This is a genomic window from Actinomadura atramentaria DSM 43919 (assembly GCF_000381885.1).
GTDB classification, from domain to species: domain Bacteria; phylum Actinomycetota; class Actinomycetes; order Streptosporangiales; family Streptosporangiaceae; genus Spirillospora; species Spirillospora atramentaria.
Genome location: NZ_KB907208.1, coordinates 727263 through 750174, shown reverse-complemented (window position 1 = coordinate 750174; position 22912 = coordinate 727263). Strand labels below are relative to the sequence as shown.

The window sequence follows — 22912 nt, the reverse complement described above, 5'->3', positions numbered from 1 at the left end:
TCCCGATGAATTTGGCGCAGTCCGCAAAAATGCCGCGAAAAACGCCTCCGCCGCATCCGGAATTGTGCGCCGGGGAGCGGTCAGTCGCTCTCTTCCGCCGCCGCGGTGGCGGCCTGGGCGTTGGCCTCGATGCGGGCCTGCTCGGCCTGGGCGTGGGCGTCGATGACCGTCTGGACGGCTTCCTCGGCGGTGTCGACCAGGTGCAGCAGCTTCGGGTCGTCCGGGGAGATCAGGCCCTTGGTCAGCAGCGTCCCGTTGATCCAGTCGAGCAGGCCGCCCCAGAACTCGCGGCCGACGAGCACGATCGGGAACCGCGTGATCTTCTTGGTCTGGACGAGCGTGACGGCCTCGAACAGCTCGTCCAGCGTCCCGAACCCGCCCGGCAGCACGACGAACGCCTGCGAGTACTTCACGAACATCGTCTTGCGGACGAAGAAGTACCGGAACTCAAGGCCGATGTCGACGTGGTCGTTCAGCTTCTGCTCGAACGGCAGCTCGATGCCGAGCCCGACGGACGGCCCGCCGCCGTCCTGCCCGCCCCGGTTCGCGCCCTCCATGATCCCCGGCCCGCCGCCGGTGATCACCGCGTACCCGGCCTCGGTCAGCCGCCGCCCGACCTCCACGGCGGTCGCGTACTCCGGCGATCCCTCGCGGATGCGCGCGCTGCCGAAGACGCTGACCGCCTTCTGCAGCTCGGCCAGCAGCCCGAAGCCCTCCACGAACTCGGCCTGGATGCGCAGCACGCGCCACGGGTCGGCGTGCAGCCAGTCCGAGGGGCCCCGGTTGTCGAGGAGGCGCTGGTCGGTCGTCGTCCGGGGGACGGCGCGGCCGCGCAGCGTCGCCGGTCCCTGCCGGCGTGTTCCGAGGTCGTGTTCAGTTGCCATACGGGCCACCGTAGCCGGGGCGGCCTGATCAGGCGGTGAATCGCGCGTCACGCCAGCCAGGCGAGCAGGCGGCGTTCGCACTCGGTGACGAGCGGCAGTTCGACGTACTCGTCGCGGGTGTGCGCGAGGGTCGGCTCGCCGGGGCCGTAGTTGACGGCGGGGACGCCGAGTTCGGCGAACCGCGCGACGTCCGTCCAGCCGAGCTTGGCGCGCACGTCCGCGCCGCTCGCGGCGGTGAACGCGACGGCGGCCGGGTGGTCCATGCCGGGGCGCGCGGCGGGCGCGGCGTCCACGACCGCCACCGGGAAGCCGGCGAACACGTCGCGCAGGTGCGCCTCGGCCTCCGCCGGGGACTTGTCGGGCGCGAACCGGTAGTTGACGGTGACGACGCACTCGTCGGGGATCACGTTGCCCGCGACGCCGCCGCGCACGAACACCGCGTTCAGGCCCTCGCGGTACTCCAGCCCGTCCACGACGGGCCGCGACGGCTCGTAGGCGCGCAGGGCGTCCAGGATCTCCCCCGCCGCGTGGATCGCGTTGGCGCCCATCCACGACCGGGCGCTGTGCGCGCGCTCCCCGGCGGCGGTCACCTCGACGCGCATCGTGCCCTGGCAGCCGCCCTCGATGAGCCCGCCGGTGGGCTCCAGCAGGACGGCGAAGTCCCCGGCGAGCAGGTCCGGGCGGGTCGCGGCGAGGCGGCGCAGCCCGTTGCGCTCGGCCTCGATCTCCTCGCACTCGTAGAACACGTACGTCAGGTCGCGCGAGGGTTCGGCGAGCAGCGCGGCCAGCCGGAGCTGGACGGCCACGCCGGACTTCATGTCGGTCGTCCCGCAGCCGTACAGGCGGGTGCCGTCCACGCGGGACGGGAGGTTGCCGTTCAGCGGGACGGTGTCCAGGTGCCCGGCCAGGATGATCCGCTCCGCGCGGCCCAGCTCGGTGCGGGCGACGACCGCGTCGCCGTCGCGGACCACCGTCAGGTGCGGCAGCGCGCGCAGCGCGTCCTCCACGAGGTCGGCCAGGCGCTGCTCGGCGCCGCTGACCGACTCGACGTCCACGATCGCGGCCGTGAGGTCCACCACGTCCGATGCGAGATCAAGGGCCATGCCCGCAAGGTTAACGGGGCGGGGGCGCGCGCCCCCGCCCCGGACCGTCAGGTGTCGAGGCCGTGCTCGCGCAGGATGTCGTTCAGCTCGCTCTTGCTGTGCCGCTGCCCCGCTTCGAGGCGCTTGAGCACCAGCACGGCGGGCAGCCCGAACGTGCCGCCCTTGAACTCCTTGATCCGCGTGCCGCCGACCGCGACGCACCAGTCGGGGATGCGGCCCCGGCTGATCTCCTCGCCGGTCTCGACGTCGATGACGGGCATGGACGCCGACAGGTTCGTCCCCGACCCGACGACCGCGCCGGTGCCGACCCGCGCGCCCTCCACGATCATCGACCGGCTGCCGATCATGGCCTCGTCGCCGATGACGACGGGCTTGGCGTTCGGCGGCTCCAGCACGCCGCCGATGCCCACGCCGCCGGACAGGTGGACGTTCCTGCCGACCTGCGCGCACGACCCGACGGTCGCCCACGTGTCGACCATCGTCCCGGAGTCGACGTAGGCGCCGATGTTGGTGAAGGACGGCATCAGCACGACGCCCGGCGCGAGGTAGGCGCCCCAGCGGGCGATGGCGCCCGGCACGACGCGCACGCCGTCCAGGCGGCTCTTCAGCGGGATGCGGTCGTTGTACTGGAAGTCGCCGACCTGCGCGCGCACCATCCCCAGCACCTTGAAGCTGAGCAGGATCGCCCGCTTGGCCCGCTCGTCGACGACGACCTCGTCGGCGGCGTCGACGTGCGCGACGCGGGCCTCCCCCGCGTCGATCTGGTCGACGGCGGAGACGACGGCGGCGCGCGCGTCGGCGTCGTCGGGCGAGAGCTGGTCGCGCCCCGCCCACAGCTCGTCGATGACGGCCGGGATCGGGCTGGTGAACGATTCGGTCATGGGGCTGAGCCTACTGGGGGCCCGCTCCCGGTACGGTCTTCGCGTGGCTGCATGGGAAGGGAGGCTCCGGCGCTGGCGCTGGCCCGCCGCCGGACTCGTCGTCGTGCTCGCGCTCGCCGGGGGCGGTTACTGGGGGTTCCAACGCCTCCAGCCGTACCTGCACGGCGACGGCTGCGAGGTCGTCGCGCCGCTCGGCAAGCGCTCGCTGCGGCCCGAGCAGGCCGCGAACGCCGCGACGATCGCCGGGGTCGCGTTCCGCAAGCAGCTCCCCGAGCGGGCCGCCGTGATCGCGTACGCGACGGCGATCCAGGAGTCCCGGCTGCGGAACCTGTCCAGCGGCGACCGCGACTCGGTGGGGATGTTCCAGCAGCGGCCGTCGCAGGGCTGGGGCAGCCCGGAGAAGCTGCGCGACCCCGTCCAGTCCACCAGCAAGTTCTTCGACGCGCTGGTGAAGGTGAAGGACTACCTCGACCTCGACCTGCACGACGCCGCGCAGCGCGTGCAGCGCAGCGCGGACGGCACCGCGTACGCGCAGCACGAGGAGGACGGGAAGCTGTACGCGCAGGCGTTCACCGGCCGCCAGCCCGCCGCCGTCCGCTGCTGGTACCCGCCGAACCAGCAGGCCGCGCCGCGCCGCGCGGAGGCGGTCCGGGAGGTGCGCCGCACGTTCGGCAGCCGGTTGCAGGTGCTGACGGCCGCGCAGGGCTCCCCGACGCCGCACGCGGACGCGCTGCGGGTCTCGACGCCGCGCGCGGGGTGGGCGGTGGCGTCGTGGGCGGTGACGCACGCCAAGGCGTACGGGCTGCGGGAGGTCCGCTACGACGGGCGGCGCTGGACGTCCGCGGCGGGCCACGACGGCTGGACGGGCGACGCCGACGCCCCCAAGGACCGCGTGATCGTCCGCTAGGCGGCGTTTTTCAGTCCCGGCCCACGGCCCTCGCCTGGCGGCTCGGGCCTGACCGGGACTTGCGAGCGCGGCATCGCTTCGCGATCCGCCTGGTGAAGCTCGCCTCCGGCGTCGCTTCGCCAGCCAGTTAACGCACTCGCGCGGGGGCTGAGGCACTTCGACCCGAGCTCAGGCCAGGGCGAGGAACAGCTTTTCCAGTTCTTCCTGGCTCATCGGCGGGGCGTCGCCGTCGGCGGTGGCGGCGCACTGCCGCATCCCGCTGGCGATGATCTTGAATCCGGCGCGGTCGAGGGCGCGCGAGACCGCGGCGAGCTGCGTCACGACGTCGGTGCAGTCGCGGCCCGCCTCGATCATGGCGATGACGCCCGCGAGCTGGCCCTGGGCGCGGCGCAGCCGGTTCAGGACGCCGGTCACCGCGTCGTCGTCCACCTTCATGAGGGGCCTTCCGGTGTGGGTTCGGTCGTCCAATGGTACCTCCCGGGGTATCCGGTCCCCGGCGGTTCCGCCGGGACGGCTATCGTACAAACATCGGTGTCTGTTAATGTCGGCGGCGGCCGAGACCCCCAGGGAGCCGCGACATGCGCAGCCTCGCCGTCCGGACGACCGCCGTCCTCACCGCCGTCCTGCTGTCCCTCGCCGGACCCGGACTCGCACGGCAGGGCCCCGCCCGCGCCGAACCGGGGCCGTCCGAGGGCACGTACGCGGACAGCGTCCAGCGCAACATCGAGATCAAGCTGAAGGACGGGCGGACGCTGCGCGCCGACGTCCACTCCCCCGCCGACCCCGACACCGGCAAGCCGCTGCCGGGCCGCTTCCCCGTCGTCATCGGGTTCACGCCGTACGGGAAGACGCCGTCCGCGCTGGCCGGGGGCATCGGCTCGGGCGGGTTCAACCCGGCGCTCGTCCAGCACGGGTACGTCGCGGCCGTCGTGGACGTGCCCGGCACCGGCGGCTCGGAGGGCGAGTTCGACCTGTTCAGTCCGGACGAGGCGACGGCGGGGGCCGAAGTCGTCCGGTGGGCGGCCGCGCTGCCGAACAGCGACGGCAAGGTGGGCATGCTCGGGCTGTCCTACGTCGCGATCGACCAGCTCTTCACCGCGGCCGAGGTCGGCCCGGACTCGCCGCTCAAGGCGGTCTTCCCGATGGCCGCGACGCCCGACCCGTACCGCGACCTGTTCACCAGCGGCGGCGCGCTCAACGTCCTGTCGCCGCTCGGCCTGGTGTTCGGGTACGGCGTCACGCGGACGCTCACCCCGTTCCTCGAACTGCCGCTCGACCCGATGACGGCGCTGACGCTCGCCTACCAGCACCTCATGCAGGCCGGGCCGTTCGAGCTGACGATGGCCAAGGACATGCTCACCAACGGGCCGCGCCGGTACTACGACTCCTGGTGGGCCGAGCGCGCGCCGGAGAAGATCCTGCCGAAGATCGTCGCGAACGGCGTCGCGGTGTACCTCGTCGGCGGGCTGTACGACGTGTTCCAGCGCGGCGAGCCGCTGCTCTACAGCGGTCTGCAGAACGCGGCGGCGGGGCGGCCCGTCACCGCGCCGATGGAGCCGGGGCAGCCCGTCTCGTCCAAGTACCAGCTCCTCACCGGGCCGTGGACGCACGGCGGGATGGGCGCGGGCTACGACCTCACCGACCTGCAGATCCGCTGGTTCGACCACTGGCTCAAGGGCCGGGACAACGGCATCACCGACACGACGACGCCGATGCACGTCATCGAGCCCGGCGGGGCGACGTACTCGACCGCCGACTACCCGCTCGCGGACGCGCCCGCGCGGAAGCTGTACCTGCGGTCGGGCGGGCGGCTCACCGCGGACGCGCCGGGCGGCGGCGAGCCGGGCGACTCGATCTCGTACACGCCGCTGTCGGACCCGTGCGTCCGCTCCACCGACCAGTACGCCGCCGGGATGCTCTCGCAGCTCCTGGAGGGCATCGGGATGCCGGGCGTCTGCACCGGGCCGCAGAGCAAGCCGACGTCCAACGACAACGAGACGACGTATTCCACCGCGCCGCTGGATCAGCCGATGACGCTCGCCGGGCCGATCGGGGTGACGCTGCGCGCGTCGTCCACCCGGCCGGAGACGCTGTTCGCGCTCACCGTCGAGGACGTCGCGCCGGACGGAAAGTCCACCGACGTCACCGGCGGCGCGCAGCTCGGCTCGCTGCGCGCGCTCGACACGGCCCGGTCCTGGCGCGGCACCGGCGACGGCTACACCTACCCGTACCACGTGCTGACCGAGGCGTCCCGCGCGGACGTCCCGACCGGCGAGGACGTCCGCTACGACGTCGAGGTGCGGCCCGCGTTCGCGACGATCCCCGCCGGGCACCGGCTGCGGCTGCGGATCGCCACGGCCGACTTCCCGCACCTGGTGCCGCTCGCGGACCTGCCGAACCTGCTCGGCGGAAAGTACACGATCGCGCACGACGCGGCACGCCCCTCCAGCATCGAGCTGTCGGTGCGCTCCTAGCGGGCGGCCCGGACGAGGGTGTCGAGCGCGACGCCCTCGCCGGGCACCTCGCGCTCGACCCGTCCCGCGCGGACGATCCGCAGGTCCCCCAGCGCCGCGACGACCTCCGGCGCGTCGTACAGGACCGCCGGATCGCGCGGCCCGCCGACGCCGCCGCCGATGTTCGCGCGGTCGTGCCCGACGACCAGCAGCGTCCCGCCCGGCGCGACGGCCGCCGCCGCGCGCTCCAGCACGCCGTGCAGGTCCGGCTGCGGCAGGTGCAGGTACGCGACGAGGACGAGGTCGAACGCGCGCGGCTCCGGCCGGTGGTCGCGGACGTCGGCGAGCACCCAGTCCACCTCCGCGCCGCGCGACTCGGCCAGGCGGCGGGCCTTGGCGAGCCCGTTGGGCGAGAAGTCCACGGCGGTGACGCTCCAGCCGCGCTCGGCGAGCCACACCGCGTTGCGGCCCTCGCCCGCCGCGAGGTCCAGGGCGCGGCCGGGCGTCAGGTCGCCGGCCTCCTCGACGACGAAGCGGTTGGCCTCGGCCGTCCAGACCAGCTCGGTGCCCGCGTAGCGCGCGTCCCAGTCGGCGCTCTCCACACTGTCCCCCTCGGTACCGGTACGGGTGTCCCGCGGTCATACCCGCCCGGGGATTGACGAACGCCCCGGCGGGCAGGCCGGGCGTGGAGCCCGGAAGGAGCGGCATGACCGAGATCATCGTCCTGGACACGCCCGGCCTCGGCGACCGCGGCTACCTCGTCGGCCACGACGGGGTCGCGTTCGCCGTGGACCCGCAGCGCGACATCGACCGCGTCCTCGCGGCCGCGCACGAGCGCGGCTGGACGATCACGGACGTCTTCGAGACGCACCTGCACAACGACTACGTGAGCGGCGGGCTCGCGCTCGCCCGCGCCACCGGTGCGGCGTACCGCGTCAACGCGGGCGACGACGTCGGGTTCGAGCGCGCCGGTATCCGCCCGGACGACGAGGTGAAGGTCGGCGACCTGCGCGTCCGCGCCCTCGCCACGCCCGGGCACACCTTCACCCACCTGGCGTACGCGCTGGACGCGCCCGACCGCGCCGCGCCCGCCGCGTTCACCGGCGGGTCGCTGCTGCTGGGCTCCACCGGCCGTCCGGACCTGCTCGGCCCCGAGCACACGCGCGAGCTGGCCCGCGCGCAGCACGCGTCCGCGCGGCTGCTCGCCGCCGCGCTGCCCGACGACGCCGAGCTGTTCCCCACGCACGGTTTCGGAAGTTTCTGCGCGGCGACGCAGACGGACCGGCGCTCGTCGACAATCGGCGCGGAGAGGCACGACAACCCGGCGCTGACGCTGGACGAGGAGGCGTACGTCGCCGACCTGCTCGCCGGGCTCGGCGCCTATCCGGCGTACTACGCGCGCCTCGGCCCGATCAACGCCGCCGGGCCGGCGCCCGCCGACCTGTCGGCGCCGCGCCGCGCCGACGCCGCCGCGATCGACGCGAGCCTGCGCGCCGGGGAATGGGTCGTGGACCTGCGGACGCGCCGCGCGTTCGCCGCCGGGCACGTCCCCGGCGCGCTGAACTTCGGGCTCGACGGGTCGCTGGCGACCTACCTCGGCTGGCTGATCCCTTGGGGCACACCGGTGACGCTGCTCGCCACCACCGCCGACGACATCGCCGCCGCGCAGCGCGAGCTGACCCGCATCGGCATCGACGGCCCGTCCGCCGCCACGGGCTCCCCCGCCGAATGGACGACCGGCGCACCGTCGGCCTCGTTCCCCCGCGCGACCTTCGCCGACCTGGCGAACGCCCGCCGCGAGGGCCCCGTCGCCGTCCTGGACGTCCGCCGCCCCGAAGAATGGAGCACGTCCCACATCAGGGACGCCCTCAACATCCCCCTGCACGACCTCCAGCCCCACATCCCGGACCTCCCGCCCGAAGAACTCTGGGTCCACTGCACGACGGGCTACCGAGCCTCCATCGCCACGTCCCTGCTCACCGCCGCCGCTCACCCCGCCGTCCTCATCGACGACGACTACACGACCGCCGAAACCCTCTCCCTCACGGAGTGAGTTCAGAACACGTTCTGATAACATGCGGCCATGACCATCAGCCACGCGGACGCGGTGACGTTCTCGGACCTCTCGCGCAATCCCCGGTCCGTGGCGGAGCGGGCCGCCCGGCTCGGCCGGCTGCGCGTCACCCACCGCGACGCGCCCGACTTCTACCTCACGGCCGCCGACCGCGAGGACCAGCGCGACGAGGCGCTGACCACGACCTCGCGGCTCTTCCTCGCGCTCATGCGGCACGACGCGGGCGCGCGCTCCGTCCTGCTCGCGATGCCCGACGTCTTCCCGTGGGTGCGCCACCTCAGCACCGAGGAGGTCCGCGCCTTCACCGTGGAACTGGTCGACGCGCTGTCGGACGCCGCCGAACTCTCCCTCGACGCGTCCGCCCACGAGGTGATCGCGGGCTGGCGCGCCACGGCCCGCATCAAGGCCGATCCCGAGCAGCACGCGGACGCGATCCGGCCGACCTCCGGCGACTTCGGCCCCGTCGAGGTCACCCCGTGAGCCCCAAACGCGGCGACCGCGTCACCGTCCCCCCGCCCGACGACCAGTGGGACGTGCGCTTCGCGACCAGCGCCGCGGTGACCGGCTGGGAGGAGTTATGCCGGCTCGCCCTCGCGAACACGCGCCGCTGCCTGGACGCGCTGCGGGCCGAACCCCGCTCGCACGCGAACCCCGACCGGCAGCACCGCCTGCGCGGCGACCTCGCCACGCACCGCCACAACGGCCGCGACCTCGAACAGTGGGAGTACGAGGTCACGAGCGGCGGTCGCGTCCGCTACCTCGTCAGCGACGCCGACCGCACCGTCTGGATCGTCCACGCCTCCCCCCGCCACCCGAAGGACACCGACCGCTGAGTCCTTCCATGATCAGGCGACGGTCGCGCTCACGCCCCGATCAGGCGACGCGGATGGAGTGGGGGCCGACGCTGATCGTGACGTCGACGTGGCCGCCGAGCGCGGCGGCGTAGGCGCGCAGCGTCTCCAACTCCATCGCGTGGACGTCGCCGTTCTCGATCTGCGAGACGCGGGACTGCGAGACGCCCAGCGCCTGCGCGACCTCGGTCTGCGTCTTGCCGAGGGCCTTGCGCAGCTCACGCAGGTGGTGCCCGGCCACCCGGGCGTCCAGGGACGCCGCGGCCTCACCGCGGAGCGCGGGATCGTCCAGCCCGGGGTTGCGGCGACGCGCCTCCGCCTTGACGTCGTTCCAGGACCGTCCGGTGCTCATCCCCCGGCCTCCTTGTCCTTCCACGCCCGGTACTCGGCGTACCGCGCCTCGGCGAGCGGGATCGCCTCGTCGTACCAACGTGACCACCGCCCGGCCTTGTCACCCGCGACCAGGATGATCGCCGCCCGGTCGGGATCGAAGACGAACAGCATACGAATCTCCGTGCGCCCGCGTGATCCCGGCCTCAGCTCCTTGAGATTGCGCAACGCGGCGTGGTCCAGCGTGTCCACCAGCGGCCTGCCCAGCGTGGGGCCGACGGTCGCCAGCCGGTCCACGGCCTGTTCGATCAGCGCGGCGGTTCGCGGATCGGTCACGGCGAGGTCGAGGAACCACGCTTCGACGGGTTCGAGAAGGACGACATCCCAGGACACCCGACCGAATATAACACTGAGCTAATGCTCAGCGGGGGCGGCGGGTGGGGGTGGGGGTGAACCAGTCGGGGTCGGTCTCGGGGGTGGCGGCGTCGAGCCAGGCGCGGAGGACCATCAGGAACTCCAGGTGGAGGTCCGGGTCCTGGAAGGAGCCCTGGAAGAGGTCGTCGAGGCGGCGGAGGCGGGTGCGGATGGTCTGGGGGTGGACGTGGAGCTTCTCGGCGGCGGCCTGGGCGTTGAAGCTGTGCTCCATGACCGCCTGGAGGGTGGCGGCGTAGGCGTGGCGCTTGCCGGGGCGCAGCTCCAGCAGCGGGGCCAGGCGGCGAGCGGCGATGTAGGTGACGAGTTCGGGGTCCTGGAGGATCACCAGGGCCGGCATGTGGTCGGTGGCGCGGACGAGGCCGTCCGCGGGCAGGCGGCCCTCGCCCGCCAGGGACAGCGTGCGGCGCGCCCAGGCCAGTGAGCGGGCGGCGCGGGCGACGGGGACGGTCGGGCCGAGGGCGGCGGCGCGGCCGCGCAGCGCGGTGCGGAGCCGCTCGGCGCGGCCGGGGCCGTCCGGGTCGGGGATGATCAGGCACGGCTCGCTGAGGTAGCGGGCGTCCAGGACGTCCGGCGCGAGGCCCCACGGGCGCGGCTCGTCCTCGTCGGCGTCGCCGAGGACCGCGACCGCGACCGTGCGGGGCAGCGGCCAGCGGGCGACCCGGGCGAGGCGGGCCAGGTCGGCCTCGTCGGCCTCGGCGTCGCCGAGCAGGACGCCGACGAGCGTGCGGCGGGCGCGGTCGGCGTCGTCGGTCTCGTCCCCGCGCACCTCGGCGCGGCCGTTCGCGGCCGCCAGCACGATGCGGTTGACGAACGGGAACACCTCCTCGATCACGCGCCCGTAGGAGGCCGTGGAGACCAGGTCCCACGGGGCGAGGACGCGCGTGAGGTGCCGGACGAGCACGCGCGCCGCGATGTTCACCGCGTTCTGGAGCGCGAGCAGGCTGCGCCCGGCGCGCGTCTCGTCCGCGCCGAGCCGGGTGAAGAACGCCAGCAGGGCGGAGTCGTCGAGCCCGGGGCGGGCGACGCTGTCGATGAAGTGCCCGATGCCGATGCCGATGGCGAGTTCGAGGCCGTCGGCGAACCGGGGGGACGCGTACGCGGGCACCTCGCGGCGGATCGCGGCGGCGGCGTCGCGGCTGACGAACGGGCCGACCTCGGCGAGGAGCGCGGCCATCCCGGCGGCGGTCTCGTCCACGGGACGGCCCGGGACGGGCGGCGCCTCCTGGAGCGCCGCGTGGTCGACGCACCGTGCCTCGTCCAGCTCCCGTGTTCCGATCACCAGCAACACCGCCAATCTATGTTCCATAGATTTATGGACCATACGATGAAACAAGCGAGGCTCCCTGTCAAGCGGAACCGCCCCGCCCCGGAACGCTCACCGAGTGAGCGATTGCCCCACCTGTCTCCGATACTAAGTCGACGAAACGCCCAAAGATCACTGAACGAAGTTCAACTGAAACGGAGCGTTGGCATCGTTTGTTGTATATCGCCCAGAACAGCCATCGCGTAACAGGCGACTCTTGACGCACCCGTCCCAGGGCTCGCACGGGCCATGAACCCAACGCCCATGTGCCACGGATCAGCGGGAAGATCGTGGGCGGGCACGCCGAAGAAGCCGGCGGCGACCGGCGGGGAAAGACGGCGGGATCAGCCCTCGGCGGGCGGCGCGACCGGGCGCGGCACCGGCCGGGTCAGGACCTGCATCTGGTCGCTGAACGTGGCCTGGATGCGGGCGTGCAGCTCCTGGGCGAGCATGCCCTGGATCGCCTCCAGCCCGAGCGGGCGCAGCCGGGCGATCAGCTCGGCGACCTCCGGCAGGTCCTCGCGCTCCGCGAGCCGCGAGAAGTCCTGGAGGTTCGCCTGGTCGACGGCGAGCCGGACGAACCGGTCCGCGATCGTCGCGCAGTCGCCGCGCAGCTTCTCGGCGATGTCGTAGATCGTGCTGAGCGAGACGCCCGCCGCGTGCAGCTCCGCGCCGACGCGGAACAGGCGCGGGCTCGGCACCTCGAACCGGTCCCCCGCCCAGCGGATGAAGCCGAGTTCCTCGGCGCGGGCGAGCATCGGGAAGTACTCGGGCGACTTGCCCGCGAAGTCCTCTTCGGTCAGGTCGGGCGCGAAGATCTGCACGACCTCCGCGATGCCCAGGTACTCCGGCTCCTCACCCGACCACGGCTCGGTGAGGACCTTCTCGACGCCGAGGACGTCCGCCAGGTTGTGGCCGCTCTCCCACGCCGACAGCATCTCCCCGATGCTGGCGAGGGTGAAGCCGCGCTCCTGGAGGTTGCCGATGATGCGGATGCGCGCGAGGTGGGAGTCGTCGTAGTAGCCCGTCCGGCCCTTCATGCGGGGCGGCGGGAGCAGGCCGCGCTCCTGGAAGGCGCGCACGTTGCGGACGGTGGTGTCCGCGCGGCGCGCGAGGTCGTCGATTCGGTAGCTGCCCATACCCGCTTCTGGTCCCGTTCGGCGTCGCCGTTGACGGACCCATACTAGGCGCAGCGGGCACTATGCCCCACCATCGGGTGGGCCATGAATGCATGGAAGATACCGAGCGTACGTCCTGACATGCAGGAAAGCTGAAGAAATTTCATTATAGTGGGCCGGTTCGCTCCCGGAGCGGACCGGCCCACTCACCGATAGTGGGTCGCCCGATCAGATGTTGAACCAGCCGGGGAGCTTGGCGCCCCACATCATGTCGCCCTGCAACTTGATCTTGCCGCTCATCACGGCCTGGACGCCGGACAGCTTGCCCGCGCACAGGCGCAGCAGGTCGCCGGCGGTCAGGTTGAGCGTCACGCGGGGCTTGTCGGCCGGGCCCGACGACCGCGTCGCCGCCCCGTCCGCCACCGTCAGGTGGTAGGAGTACTCGGCGCCGCCGGCGCGGACGTTCCACTGCACGACGCCGCTCTCGCCGCCCGCGCGCTCCCCCACGAAGTGCTCGCACATGAGGTCGAAGACGCGGTCGAGCAGCCGCTCGGCGCCGATGACGGCGACGAAGCCCTCGATCGTGGACTCGTCCGCGCCGGGCGCGTCGAGGATGCCGCGCAGCTCGGCGGGCGAGGCGATCCGGTCGAACAGGGCGTGGACGGCCTCGGTGTCGTCGAGGTCGATGGCGGTCTCGGTCATGGGGCTCCTCGTCGGGGCGGCGGGACGGGCCGGGCGGCCGGGGCGGCGCGCCGGGGGCCGGAGCCCCCGGCGCGCGCCGGAACCACCCGCCGACAGGTATATCCCATTGATTCACGGCACAATACGCAGTGGCACATAAAGTCGCGCACTCCGATGCTCACCCGGCGGCGGTGTTCCCGCCCCTCAGGACGCCGCCAGCGCGGCCGTGGGCGGCAGCCGGGCCGCGCGCGCCGCCGGGTAGAGGCCCGCCGCCGTCCCGATCAGCAGCGTCGCGGCCACCGCGCCGCCGAACGCCCACGCCGGAACGGTCGGCGGCCAGCCCCGGTACGCCGCGAACGCGGCCGTCACCGCCGCGCCGAGCACCGCGCCCGTCCCGCCGCCCAGCGCCGACAGCAGCAGCGACTCCGCGACGAACTGCGCCCGGACCTGCCCGCGCGTCGCGCCGAGCGACCGGCGCAGCCCGATCTCGCGACGGCGCTCCAGCACCGACACCACCATCGTGTTCGCGACGCCGACGCCGCCGACCAGCAGCGCGACCGCGCCGAGGCCGAGCAGCAGGCTGGTGAACGCGCCGGTCGCGGCGGCCTTGGCGGCGAGCGCGTCCGAGGGGCGGCTGACGTTCACCTCGCCGGGGCTCTCGGGGTTCGCCGTGCGGGCGAGGACGGCGCGGACGGCCTCGACGGACGCGTCCGCCGACCGCTCGTAGATCTTCGTCGGGTGCCCGTCGAAGTCCAGGTAGCGTTCGGCGGCCGTCCAGCCGACCAGCGCGGACCGGTCGATCTCCGGCGCGAGCGGCAGCGCGTCCAGCACGCCGACGACCGTGAACCAGCGGCCGCCGATCCACACCCGCTCGCGGGCGCGGTCCACGCCGAGGCGCCGCGCGGCCGCCGAGCCGAGGACGACCGCCGGGTACCGGCCGGTCGCGGCGTTCAGCCACGCGCCGCCGCGCACCGTCCCGCGCAGCGTGCCGAGCAGGTCGGGCGTCGCGGCCTGGACGGCGATGCCGCCGGTGTCGGCGGGGTCGATCAGCGGGCTGCGACGGACGGTCGCGTCCGTCGAGCCCGTCGCGGACGCCGACCGGACCGGTCCGATCCGGCGCGTCATCGCCACCGATTCGGTCGGCAGCCGCGCGTTGCCGCCGAACAGCGTCTGGCCCGGCTCGACGGTCAGCAGGTTGGTGCCGAGCGCGTCGAGCTGCCGGACGAGCTGCGCCCGGCTCGACGCGGAGATCCCGACGACCGCGACCATCGTCGCGATGCCGAGCGCGACGCCGAGCGCGGACAGCACGACGCGCGCGGGCCGGGCGCGCAGCCCCGCCGCGCCGACGCGCAGCAGGTCGCGGGGCGCGAGCCGGGCGGGGGCGAGCCGCGCGCTCATCGCGGACCGCCCTCGTCCGACACCACGCGGCCGTCGCGGACCTCGACGCGGCGCGGGGCCCACGCCGCGACCCCGGGGTCGTGCGTGATCACCATGATCGTCGTGCCGGCCGCGTGCAGGCCGCCGAGCACGGCCAGGACATCCGCGCCCGCCGCGCTGTCGAGGTTGCCGGTCGGCTCGTCGGCGAGCAGCAGGTCGGGCGCGCCGACGACGGCCCGCGCGACCGCGACGCGCTGCCGCTCGCCGCCGGACAGCTCGTGCGGCCGGTGCCCGGCCCGGCCGCCGAGCCCGACGCGGTCCAGCGCCGCCCGCGCCAGCGCGCGCCGCCGCCGCGCGGGGACGCCCGCGTACAGCAGCCCGTCCGCGACGTTGTCGAGCGCGCGGACGCCCTCGGCGAGGTGGAACGACTGGAACACGAACCCGATGCTGCGGGCGCGCAGCGCCGACAGCTCCCGGTCCGACAGCGCCGCCACGTCGTGCCCGGCGACGCGGACCGTCCCGCCGGACGGGCGGTCCAGCGTTCCCGCGAGGTGCAGCAGCGTGCTCTTGCCCGATCCGGACGGCCCGACGACGGCCACCAGCTCGCCCGCCGCGACCGCGAGGTCCACGCCGCGCAGCGCGCGGACGCCGCCCGGATGCTCCTTGGTCACGTTCACCAGCTCGACCACGTTCACGACTCGGGCACCCCCACCCGCGTCCCGGCGGCCAGCCCCGGCCCGGACACCTCGACGCGGCCACCGCCGTAGACGCCCGGTGTGACGGGGACGATCCGCCGCGCGGCGCCCGACACGACCTCGACGCCGAAGCCGCCCTCGCTCAGCCCGAGCAGCGCCTCGACCGGCACCGACAGGACGTCCTTCGCGCGGGCGCTCTCCAGCGCGACGGACACGGGCGCGGCGTCGAGGCCGCGCGGCGGCTTTCCCGTCAGCCGGATGTCCACATCCACGGTGGACGATTTGTCATCGCCGCGTCCGGTGGTCTCCGCGACGCGGCCCACGGACGCGATGCGGCCCTTCGCCGTCCCGCCGCCGGGCAGCTCGACCGTGACGGGCGCGCCCGCGCGGGCGAGGCGCTGCTTGGCCGCGTCGAGGTCGACGTGGACGATCGGGCGCGTGCCGGTGACCGTCATCGCCGGGCCCTGGCCCGTCCGGTCGCCCTTCGCGACGCGGAGCGTGCCGACGCGGACGGCTGCGGGCAGGAACACGACCTGCCCCGGGGCGACCGCGCCGGTCGCCGGGAGGCCCGCGTCGTCCTGCCATTCCTTCACGGCGGCGGCCGTCGCGGCGGTGAACTCCTCGTCCACGGTGAGGTCCGAGCCGTAGCCGAGGGCTTGGAGGTTGGCTTCTAGCTGGCGGACGTCCTTGCCGTCCGGGACGCCGCGCCGCAGGGTCCGGTAGAACGGCGTCGCGCCGTACATCAGGACGAGCGGGCGGTCGTCCACGCGCAGCAGCGGGCGGCCGCGGGCCACGGTCGCGCCCTCCTTCGGCGTCCAGGTGACGGTGCCGGGAGCGGCGGCGACGTTGCGGCTTCCCGAGTACGTCAGCTTCCCGTCCACGGATTCGGTGTCCACGACGTCCCCGCGGGTGACCTCGGCGGTCGGGGGCGGCGCGGCGGCTGCGGCGCGCGACGCGGCCGGGTCGCCGCCGCGCAGCAGCGGGACGGCGGCGGCCGCCCCGGCGACGGCCGCGAGCGCCGCCGCGCCGAGGGCCGCGCGGCGGGCGGGCGTTCTCACCGGCCCTCCGGGTACTTGGCCTCGCACTCGCGCTGCGCGGCCTCGGCCTTGGCCTGGTCGACGTGCTCGTCCACGCGGACGCGCATGCCCTCGCCGGGCTTGGGGTCGGGCGCGTCCAGGCCGTGCTCGCGCAGGCACCGCGCGAGCTTCACCATGCGGTCGAACTCCTTCGCGTCCGGCGTCCTGGCGACGCCGCCGTCCTGGAGGAAGTGGACGCACGCCTTCTGCGCGGCGTCCATGTCGACGTTGTCGCCCTTCTTCGCGGTGATCCTCAGCGGCTTGCCCGGCGCGGGGTCGTCGATGTGGACGCCGTGCTGCCGGAGGCACTGCGCGAACTTGAGCTGGGCGTCCTGCGGATCGGTGGACGCGTGCGGCGACGCGGCGGCGGCGGACTTCGCGCCGCCCGCGCTCGCGACGCCGCCGTTCCCGCCGTCCCCGCCGCACGCCGCGAGGGCGAGCAGCGGCGGGGCGAGGACGGCGAGGAGCACGGCCCTGGTTTTCATGGTTCCCCTTTCGCGCCGGGCACCGTGCCGCGGCGCGGCCCATGCAACCGGGCGGGGGATTAAACGGAGATCAGGCGGCGGCCGCCGACGTTTCCGGCCGGGCGTCCGGATCGTCCCGCGCCGCGAATCTACGACGCTTTTCGGGAAACTCGGGGAAGCCGGGGAATCCAGCGAACCCGCAGGTCAGCCGACACGTGGACCGCTCCGCGCCGGAACGGGCCGGACCGCGCCCGGCCCGGTGCTAGAGTGTCGGCGGATTCCGGCCCGGGAGCGACCGAGCGCGAAAGCCCGGCCCGCGGCGCAACGCGTTGATGTGGATGGTTCATTGTGGTGGTGTCGGGAAGAGTTCTGCGTTTCGACGAGGTCCGCGGGTACGGTTTCATCGCCCCGGACGAGGGCGGTCCGGACGTTTTCGTCCACGCCAACGAGATCTCCGACGACAAGTCGGTGCTGACGCCGGGCACGGTCGTCGAGTTCGAGGTCATGGACGGCGAGCGCGGTCCGAAGGCGTTCTCGGTGCGGGTCGTGGACGGCCCGCCGCCGCGCCGCGAGCCGTTCGCCGAGGCGGGCGGCCGCCCGGCGGGGCCCGGCGGCGACGACGTCCTGTGCGACGTCCTCGCCCCGGCGGAGTTCCGCGAGGAGGTCACCGAGCTGCTGCTCAAGAGCGTGCCCGACCTCACGGGCGCCCAGTTGCTGCGGGTCCGCGAGAGCCTGCTCCCGCTGGCCCAGAAGCACGGCTGGGTGGACGACTAGACAGTCAAAGTCCCGGCCCACGGCCCTCGCCTGGCGGCTCGGGCCTCACCGGGCCTGTGCGAGCGCGGCATCGCTCCGCGATCCGGCCGGGTAACGCACTCGCGCTGTGGCTGAGGCACGTTGGGACAGGCCTTGGACGCACGGGCGACGAGCACCGGGACGGCGCGGGGGTGATCAGCCTCCGCGCCGCCGCCATTCCCGGCCATTCCCGCACGCCGCGCCCGGGCGATTGTGAGGATCATTCACGCCCCGCCGCCATTCAGCGGCGACTCGATACCATGCCGCGGGACCAGTTCCCGCATCGCGCGTCCGAGTTCGGCCCGGACCGCATCCGGCCATACCGAACGCCTTTCCGGGGACCGGTTCCGGCCACCCCCGGCGCCGTTTACCGCGCCGTTACCCCGGCTCGCGTGCCACGCCCGCGCCCCCGCCCACCGGGCGATGCTTCGGCACCCCCGCATTTCCGTCCCACTTTGGACAAGTTGGACATACTCGTCGTCAATGCGCGAGTGAAAGCGCACTTGACTCATTACCGGTACGGGCGGTTACCGGATCGTGAACGCACTCGAACCTCGCTTCCGGCGGGCTGGATCACCGCGTCCGAAGGGACTTAGGATCGTTCCGTCCCCGTGGCCCAACGGCAGAGGCGGACCCCTTAAAAGGGTCTAGTTGTCGGTTCGACTCCGACCGGGGACACTCATTCGGAAGCGCGGCCGCGCCATTGCCGCGTTCTCACTTTCGCCATCCCCCGCGCCGCGCAATTCACGAACGCGCGGCCTCCGCCGCGCCGACGTTCCGCGCGTAGGGACCGGGCCGCTCCGGGTCGACGTTCCACCCCGTGAGGCGGCGCGGCCGGACCCGGATGATCTCGTCCGACAGGTGCTCGTCGGGGTCGGGGGCGACGGCCGTCTCCGCGCGCCCGCGCACCTCCAAAAACCGGACGCCCTCCGCGCCCTCCCCCACCACGCTGTCGATGACGACCGCGACCTCGGGATTGACCTGGACGTTCCGGTACTTCGCCGAGGACGGCATCGCGAAGCCGTGAATGTCGATCGTCCCGAGTTCCGCGTTGTACCGGAACCCGACCGGCTTGTTCTGCGGCGCGCCGTTGGGCGCGATCGTCGCGAGGCGCGCGAGGTCGTGCGCGTCGACGAACGCGCGCTCGGTCTCGTTCAGGGTCATCGGGGTCCTCCTCCGCCGCCGGACGGCCGGGCGGCCGCCGCGTCCCCCGAACGTAGGGCGGCGTCCGCGCCGCGCCCACCCGGACCTTCGGCGTAGGACGATGTCCCTAGGCCGGGTCGGTGAGGGCGGTGAGGGCGGCGTCCTCGCAGCGGACGCGGACCGCGAGGACGGCCGCGTTCGCGGCGGTGAAGGCGAGCGCCGTCAGCCAGGCCGAGTGCGCGAGCGGCAGCGCCGCCCCCTCGACCGCGACGGCGACGTAGTTCGGATGGCGCAGCCAGCGGTACGGGCCGCGCGTCACCCGCGACAGCCCCGGCACGACGACGACGCGCGTGTTCCACTGCCGGCCGAGCGTCCCGATGCACCACCAGCGCAGGCCCTGCGCGGCGGCGGCCAGCGCGAGCATCGGCACGCCGAGCGCGGGGACGAACGGGCGGTGCGCGAGGCCCGTCTCCAGCAGGCACCCGGCGAGCAGGCCCGTGTGCAGGACGACCATCGCCCCGTAGTGCCCCGAGTCGATGACGGACCCGCCCCGGCGCAGGCTCCAGCGCAGGTTCGCGCGCGCGACGCCGAGCTCCGCGACGCGCTCGGCCGCGACCGCGCCGATCAGCGCGGTGTACCAGGCGGACATCCCGTCACCAGCGCAGCAGGACGAGTTCGGAGCAGAACCCCGGGCCGAGCGCCATCAGCACGCCGGGCGCGCCGGGCTCCGGCCCGCGCGCGAGCGTGTCGCGCAGCACGTGCAGCACCGACGCCGACGACAGGTTCCCCTGGTCCGCGAGCGACCGCCAGGTCACGTCCAGCGCGCCGTCCGGCAGCCCGAGCGTCTCGGCGACGGCCTCCAGCACCTTCGGGCCGCCGGGATGGCAGACCCACGCGGACACGTCGCGGCGCGCGAGGCCGTGGTCGCCGAGGAACCCGTCCACGTCGTCGGCGAGGTACGTCCGGACGACCTCGGGGACGCGCGGGTCGAGCACGATCCGGAACCCGTCGCCGGACACGTCCCAGCCCATGACCTCCCGGGTGTCGGGGTACAGGTGGGCGCGGGTCGCGACGACCTCCGGGCCGTCGTGGTCCGCGCCGCGCCGCTCCCCGCACATGACGACGGCCGCCGCGCCGTCCCCGAACAGCGCGGACGCGACGAGGTTGGCGACCGAGTCGTCGTCGCGCTGCAGCGTCAGCGAGCACAGCTCGACCGACAGCAGCAGGCCCACGCCGTCCGGCCAGCCGCGCAGGTGGTCGTGCATCCGCGCGAGCCCGGCCGCGCCGCCGACGCAGCCGAGGCCGAACATCGGGACGCGCTTGACGTCGGGCCGCAGCCCGAGCCGTTCCACGAGCCGGGCGTCCACCGACGGCGCGGCGATCCCGGTCACCGACACCAGCATGATCACGTCGACGTCGGCGGGCGCGAGCCCGGCGGCGGCCAGCGCCTTCTCGGCGGCCTCCGCGCCCAGGTCGCAGGCGGTCTCGATGTAGCGGTCGTTGGCGGCCTTGAACCCGTCGAGGCGCGCGTACTCCGCCAGCGGCAGCGACAGGTGGCGGTGCCCGACGAGCGCCGAGCGGTGCAGGCGCTCCAGCAGGCCGCGCTTCGTCCCGTCCGCGCCGCAGACGCGCGCGAACTCCTCGGTGATCTCCGCCTGCGGGTAGCGGTGGGCGGGCAGCGCGCCGCGCACGGCGGCAATGGTCGTCATGGGCACCCCGGTGGCCGATGGAAGAGCGGCCGGGTCGATCCCCGCCCGCAAAGGGAAGATCCCCGACCTCCCACCCAACCTCCTAAATCCCACCCCAAAACGACGAAAACCTTCCCGGCGGCTCACTACCATCACCGGCATGGGCAGCGGCGTCGTCGGGTTGATCGGCGGGATGAGCTGGGAGTCGTCGGCGGAGTACTACCGGCTGCTCAACACCCTCGTCCGCGAGCGCGACGGCGGCCACCACAACGCCCGCAGCCTGCTGCTCACCGTGGACTTCGCCGAGGTCGAGGCGCTGCAGCGCGCGGGCGACTGGGCCGCCGCCGGGCGGCTGCTCGCGGCCGCCGCGCGGCGGCTGGAGGCGGGCGGCGCGGACGTCGTGCTGCTCTGCACCAACACCATGCACCGCGTCGCGGACGCGATCGAGGGCGCGATCGGCGTCCCGTTCCTGCACCTGGTGGACGTCACGGCCGACCGCGTCCACGCGGCGGGCGTCCGGCGCGTCGGGCTGCTCGGCACCCGGTTCACGATGGAGATGGACTTCTACCGGGACCGGATGACGGCGCGGCACGGCACGGAGGTGCTGGTCCCGGACGAGCCCGGCCGGACGCTGGTCCACGACGTCATCTACGACGAGCTGACGCGCGGCGTCGTGCGCGACGAATCGCGAACGGCGTTCCTGCGGGTCATCGACGAGCTGGGCCGCCGGGGGGCGGAGGCCGTCGTGCTCGGCTGCACCGAGATCCCGCTGCTGGTCGGGCCGGACGAGAGTCCGCTGCCCGTTTTCGACTCGACGCGCATCCACGTCGAGGCGGCGCTCGACGCGCTGCGCTGACGCACTCTTCCACCTGACGCGACGAAACCGGCGGATTGTGGCCACAACCGGTCGCCGCCGTTCGTCATTGTCGAACAAATCGTGAGCCGACCTCACAGTTTCGCGCACCGTTACTCGTCGGTTGGCCAGCATTCGCGCTTGCTTGTCAACCGTTGTTCGACAATGCCGACTCGGGTTACTGTGACCGTCACCCACGCCGGGTCGGGCGCCGCCCGTCCGGTCCGGCGCGGGCCAAGGCAGTGGCGGCGCGGACATCCGGTCCGGGCCACGACCCCCCGAGGAATCCCCCCATGACACCCACGAGCCCGCCCGCACCGCCGGGCGGTGCGCTGGCCGTCGCCGGACTCACCGTCCGCTTCGGCGGCATCACCGCCCTCGACGACGTCGGCTTCACCGTCGAACCGGGCCGCACGGTCGGGCTGATCGGCCCGAACGGCGCGGGCAAGACGACGCTGTTCAACTGCCTCACCCGCCGGTACGAGGCCGACGAGGGCACCGTGACCTACGACGGCGCGGACCTGCTCGCCGTCGCGCCGCACGCCGTCGTCGGGCTCGGCATCGCCCGGACGTTCCAGAACCTCGGGCTGTTCCCGCGCATGACCGTCCGCGACAACGTCCTGGTCGGCGCGCACGCCCGCGCCCGCGCCGGATTCGCCGCCGCCGCGCTCCGGCTGCCGCGCGTCCGGCGCGAGGAGGCGCGGCTGCGCGCCGAGGCCGACGAGCTGCTGGCGCGGCTGGGCCTCACCGACGTCGCGGATCGCCCGGCGACGGGCCTGCCGTTCGGCACCCTCAAGCGCGTCGAGCTGGCGCGCGCGCTCGCCGCCCGGCCGCGCCTGCTGCTGCTGGACGAGCCGTGCAACGGCCTCAGCCACGGCGAGGTCGCGGAGTTCGCCGACCTGCTGCGCGCCCTGCGCGACGACCTCGACCTCACGCTCATCGTCGTCGAGCACCACATGGGCTTCGTGATGGGCACCTGCGACCGGGTCGTCTGCCTGGAGTTCGGCCGCAAGATCGCCGAGGGCGCCCCGGCCGAGGTGCAGAACGACCCGAACGTCCTGCGCGCCTACCTCGGGACGGCGGCATGAGCGGGTTCCTGACCGTCGCCGGGCTGCACGCCGGGTACGGCGCGGGCCGCGTCCTGCACGGCGTGGACCTCACCGTCGAGGAGGGCGAGGTCTGCGCGATCCTCGGCCCGAACGGCGCGGGCAAGACGACGCTGCTGCGCGCGCTGTGCGGCCTGATCCGCACCACCGGCACCGTCCGGCTCGACGGGGCCGACCTGCCGCGCAACCGCCCCGAGGCCGTCGCGCGGCGCGGCGTCGCGCACGTCCCCGAGGGGCGCGGCACGTTCGCGCCGCTGACCGTCGAGGAGAACCTGCGCGTCGGCGCGTACACGCGGCGCGACCGCGCGGCCGTCGCCGCCGACATCGACCGGGTGTACGGGTACTTCCCCGTCCTCGGCAAGCGGCGCGGGCAGGCCGCCGGGAGCCTCAGCGGCGGCGAGCAGCAGATGGTCGCGCTCGGTCGCGCGCTGCTGGCCCGGCCCCGGCTGCTCCTGCTGGACGAGCCGTCGCTCGGCCTCGCCCCGCTCGTCACCCGCGAGCTGTTCGAGATCATCCGGACCGTCAACCGGGACGAGCGCCTCACCGTCGTGCTGGTCGAGCAGAACGCCCACCTGACGCTGGAGTTCGCCGACCGCGCGCACGTCCTGGAGACCGGCCGGATCGCGCTGTCCGGCGCGGCGGACGACGTCCGCGCCGACGACCGGGTCGCCCGCTCCTACCTCGGCATCGGAGGTTAG

Annotated in this window: 26 protein-coding genes and 1 tRNA gene; 10 read left to right on the top strand and 17 right to left on the bottom strand. The window is 74.0% G+C overall.

Annotated elements, in window-relative coordinates; translation table 11 throughout:
* Nucleotides 1–80: 80 nt before the first annotated feature.
* Genes G339_RS0103880 through G339_RS0103870 form a run of 3 tightly spaced genes read right to left on the bottom strand, consistent with a single transcriptional unit; the run spans nucleotide 81 to nucleotide 2868 of the window.
* Nucleotides 81–884 (bottom strand): LOG family protein, encoded by an 804-nt coding sequence (locus tag G339_RS0103880; protein WP_019629765.1) that lies wholly within the window; start codon nucleotides 882–884, stop codon nucleotides 81–83.
* 47 nt (nucleotides 885–931) lie between these two features.
* Nucleotides 932–1987 carry a succinyl-diaminopimelate desuccinylase gene (dapE, locus tag G339_RS0103875; protein ID WP_033322083.1) on the bottom strand — a complete coding sequence of 352 codons (1056 nt, stop codon included), beginning with the start codon at nucleotides 1985–1987 and terminating at the stop codon, nucleotides 932–934.
* 47 nt (nucleotides 1988–2034) lie between these two features.
* A complete protein-coding gene (locus tag G339_RS0103870; protein WP_019629763.1) occupies nucleotides 2035–2868 on the bottom strand; it encodes a 2,3,4,5-tetrahydropyridine-2,6-dicarboxylate N-succinyltransferase in 834 nt (277 codons plus the stop codon).
* A gap of 43 nt (nucleotides 2869–2911) precedes the next feature.
* Between G339_RS0103870 and G339_RS0103865 the strand changes: the two genes are divergently transcribed.
* On the top strand, nucleotides 2912–3775 hold the full coding sequence (locus G339_RS0103865) for a hypothetical protein (RefSeq protein WP_026341104.1): 864 nt from the start codon (nucleotides 2912–2914) through the stop codon (nucleotides 3773–3775).
* A 168-nt stretch (nucleotides 3776–3943) separates the two neighbouring features.
* Here G339_RS0103865 and G339_RS0103860 read toward each other — a convergent pair whose 3' ends face one another.
* Nucleotides 3944–4210 carry a metal-sensitive transcriptional regulator gene (locus G339_RS0103860; RefSeq protein ID WP_019629761.1) on the bottom strand — a complete coding sequence of 89 codons (267 nt, stop codon included), beginning with the start codon at nucleotides 4208–4210 and terminating at the stop codon, nucleotides 3944–3946.
* A gap of 143 nt (nucleotides 4211–4353) precedes the next feature.
* Between G339_RS0103860 and G339_RS0103855 the strand changes: the two genes are divergently transcribed.
* Nucleotides 4354–6249: a CocE/NonD family hydrolase gene (locus G339_RS0103855; RefSeq protein WP_019629760.1), complete on the top strand. Its 1896-nt coding sequence runs from the start codon at nucleotides 4354–4356 to the stop codon at nucleotides 6247–6249.
* Here the strand turns inward: G339_RS0103855 and G339_RS0103850 are convergent.
* Complete coding sequence (locus G339_RS0103850) at nucleotides 6246–6830, bottom strand: class I SAM-dependent methyltransferase (RefSeq protein WP_019629759.1); 585 nt, start codon at nucleotides 6828–6830, stop codon at nucleotides 6246–6248. The genes G339_RS0103855 and G339_RS0103850 overlap by 4 nt on opposite strands.
* Before the next feature lie 104 nt (nucleotides 6831–6934).
* On the opposite strand from G339_RS0103850, the gene G339_RS0103845 reads away from it, so the two are divergent.
* Genes G339_RS0103845 through G339_RS0103835 form a run of 3 tightly spaced genes read left to right on the top strand, consistent with a single transcriptional unit; the run spans nucleotide 6935 to nucleotide 9135 of the window.
* Nucleotides 6935–8281, top strand: a complete 1347-nt coding sequence (locus tag G339_RS0103845) for an MBL fold metallo-hydrolase (protein WP_019629758.1) — start codon at nucleotides 6935–6937, stop codon at nucleotides 8279–8281.
* Between the two features lie 30 nt (nucleotides 8282–8311).
* Complete coding sequence (locus G339_RS0103840; RefSeq protein WP_019629757.1) at nucleotides 8312–8782, top strand: hypothetical protein; 471 nt, start codon at nucleotides 8312–8314, stop codon at nucleotides 8780–8782.
* Entirely contained in the window at nucleotides 8779–9135 is a 357-nt protein-coding gene (locus G339_RS0103835) for a hypothetical protein (RefSeq protein WP_019629756.1), read from the top strand. The genes G339_RS0103840 and G339_RS0103835 overlap by 4 nt, the downstream gene beginning before the upstream one ends.
* A gap of 40 nt (nucleotides 9136–9175) precedes the next feature.
* On the opposite strand, the gene G339_RS0103830 is transcribed toward G339_RS0103835, so the two are convergent.
* From G339_RS0103830 to G339_RS40215, 9 genes are all read right to left on the bottom strand, one after another.
* Nucleotides 9176–9505 (bottom strand): helix-turn-helix domain-containing protein, encoded by a 330-nt coding sequence (locus G339_RS0103830; protein WP_019629755.1) that lies wholly within the window; start codon nucleotides 9503–9505, stop codon nucleotides 9176–9178.
* Nucleotides 9502–9876 (bottom strand): type II toxin-antitoxin system RelE/ParE family toxin, encoded by a 375-nt coding sequence (locus tag G339_RS0103825; RefSeq protein ID WP_019629754.1) that lies wholly within the window; start codon nucleotides 9874–9876, stop codon nucleotides 9502–9504. The genes G339_RS0103830 and G339_RS0103825 overlap by 4 nt, the downstream gene beginning before the upstream one ends.
* A 28-nt stretch (nucleotides 9877–9904) precedes the next feature.
* Nucleotides 9905–11197 (bottom strand): PucR family transcriptional regulator, encoded by a 1293-nt coding sequence (locus G339_RS0103820; protein WP_240489736.1) that lies wholly within the window; start codon nucleotides 11195–11197, stop codon nucleotides 9905–9907.
* 368 nt (nucleotides 11198–11565) lie between these two features.
* A complete protein-coding gene (locus G339_RS0103815) occupies nucleotides 11566–12360 on the bottom strand; it encodes a MerR family transcriptional regulator (RefSeq protein WP_019629752.1) in 795 nt (264 codons plus the stop codon).
* A 207-nt stretch (nucleotides 12361–12567) separates the two neighbouring features.
* Nucleotides 12568–13041, bottom strand: coding sequence for an SCP2 sterol-binding domain-containing protein (locus tag G339_RS0103810; RefSeq protein WP_019629751.1), 474 nt, complete (start codon nucleotides 13039–13041; stop codon nucleotides 12568–12570).
* A 183-nt stretch (nucleotides 13042–13224) separates the two neighbouring features.
* Nucleotides 13225–14418, bottom strand: a complete 1194-nt coding sequence (locus G339_RS0103805) for an ABC transporter permease (RefSeq protein WP_019629750.1) — start codon at nucleotides 14416–14418, stop codon at nucleotides 13225–13227.
* On the bottom strand, nucleotides 14415–15092 hold the full coding sequence (locus G339_RS0103800) for an ABC transporter ATP-binding protein (RefSeq protein ID WP_019629749.1): 678 nt from the start codon (nucleotides 15090–15092) through the stop codon (nucleotides 14415–14417). The genes G339_RS0103805 and G339_RS0103800 overlap by 4 nt, the downstream gene beginning before the upstream one ends.
* Nucleotides 15089–16150: a peptidoglycan-binding protein gene (locus tag G339_RS37430; RefSeq protein ID WP_019629748.1), complete on the bottom strand. Its 1062-nt coding sequence runs from the start codon at nucleotides 16148–16150 to the stop codon at nucleotides 15089–15091. Before G339_RS37430 ends, G339_RS0103800 begins: the two co-directional genes overlap by 4 nt.
* Entirely contained in the window at nucleotides 16147–16653 is a 507-nt protein-coding gene (locus tag G339_RS40215; RefSeq protein WP_026341103.1) for a hypothetical protein, read from the bottom strand. The genes G339_RS37430 and G339_RS40215 overlap by 4 nt, the downstream gene beginning before the upstream one ends.
* A 333-nt stretch (nucleotides 16654–16986) precedes the next feature.
* Here G339_RS40215 and G339_RS40795 point away from each other — a divergent pair, with 333 nt between their 5' ends.
* Nucleotides 16987–17406: a cold-shock protein gene (locus G339_RS40795; RefSeq protein ID WP_205625469.1), complete on the top strand. Its 420-nt coding sequence runs from the start codon at nucleotides 16987–16989 to the stop codon at nucleotides 17404–17406.
* 623 nt (nucleotides 17407–18029) lie between these two features.
* A tRNA-Leu gene (locus tag G339_RS0103780) sits at nucleotides 18030–18102 on the top strand.
* Between the two features lie 66 nt (nucleotides 18103–18168).
* Here G339_RS0103780 and G339_RS0103775 read toward each other — a convergent pair.
* The 3 genes from G339_RS0103775 to G339_RS0103765 form a co-directional block, all read right to left on the bottom strand.
* A complete protein-coding gene (locus G339_RS0103775; protein ID WP_019629745.1) occupies nucleotides 18169–18588 on the bottom strand; it encodes a PPOX class F420-dependent oxidoreductase in 420 nt (139 codons plus the stop codon).
* Between the two features lie 106 nt (nucleotides 18589–18694).
* Nucleotides 18695–19216, bottom strand: coding sequence for an isoprenylcysteine carboxyl methyltransferase family protein (locus G339_RS0103770; RefSeq protein WP_019629744.1), 522 nt, complete (start codon nucleotides 19214–19216; stop codon nucleotides 18695–18697).
* A gap of 4 nt (nucleotides 19217–19220) precedes the next feature.
* A complete protein-coding gene (locus G339_RS0103765; RefSeq protein ID WP_019629743.1) occupies nucleotides 19221–20276 on the bottom strand; it encodes a type III polyketide synthase in 1056 nt (351 codons plus the stop codon).
* 139 nt (nucleotides 20277–20415) lie between these two features.
* On the opposite strand from G339_RS0103765, the gene G339_RS0103760 reads away from it, so the two are divergent.
* The 3 genes from G339_RS0103760 (at nucleotide 20416) to G339_RS0103750 (ending at nucleotide 22912) form a co-directional block, all read left to right on the top strand.
* Complete coding sequence (locus G339_RS0103760; RefSeq protein ID WP_019629742.1) at nucleotides 20416–21111, top strand: aspartate/glutamate racemase family protein; 696 nt, start codon at nucleotides 20416–20418, stop codon at nucleotides 21109–21111.
* Nucleotides 21112–21401: 290 nt separating this feature from the next.
* On the top strand, nucleotides 21402–22196 hold the full coding sequence (locus G339_RS0103755; protein WP_019629741.1) for an ABC transporter ATP-binding protein: 795 nt from the start codon (nucleotides 21402–21404) through the stop codon (nucleotides 22194–22196).
* Nucleotides 22193–22912: an ABC transporter ATP-binding protein gene (locus G339_RS0103750; RefSeq protein WP_019629740.1), complete on the top strand. Its 720-nt coding sequence runs from the start codon at nucleotides 22193–22195 to the stop codon at nucleotides 22910–22912. The genes G339_RS0103755 and G339_RS0103750 overlap by 4 nt, the downstream gene beginning before the upstream one ends.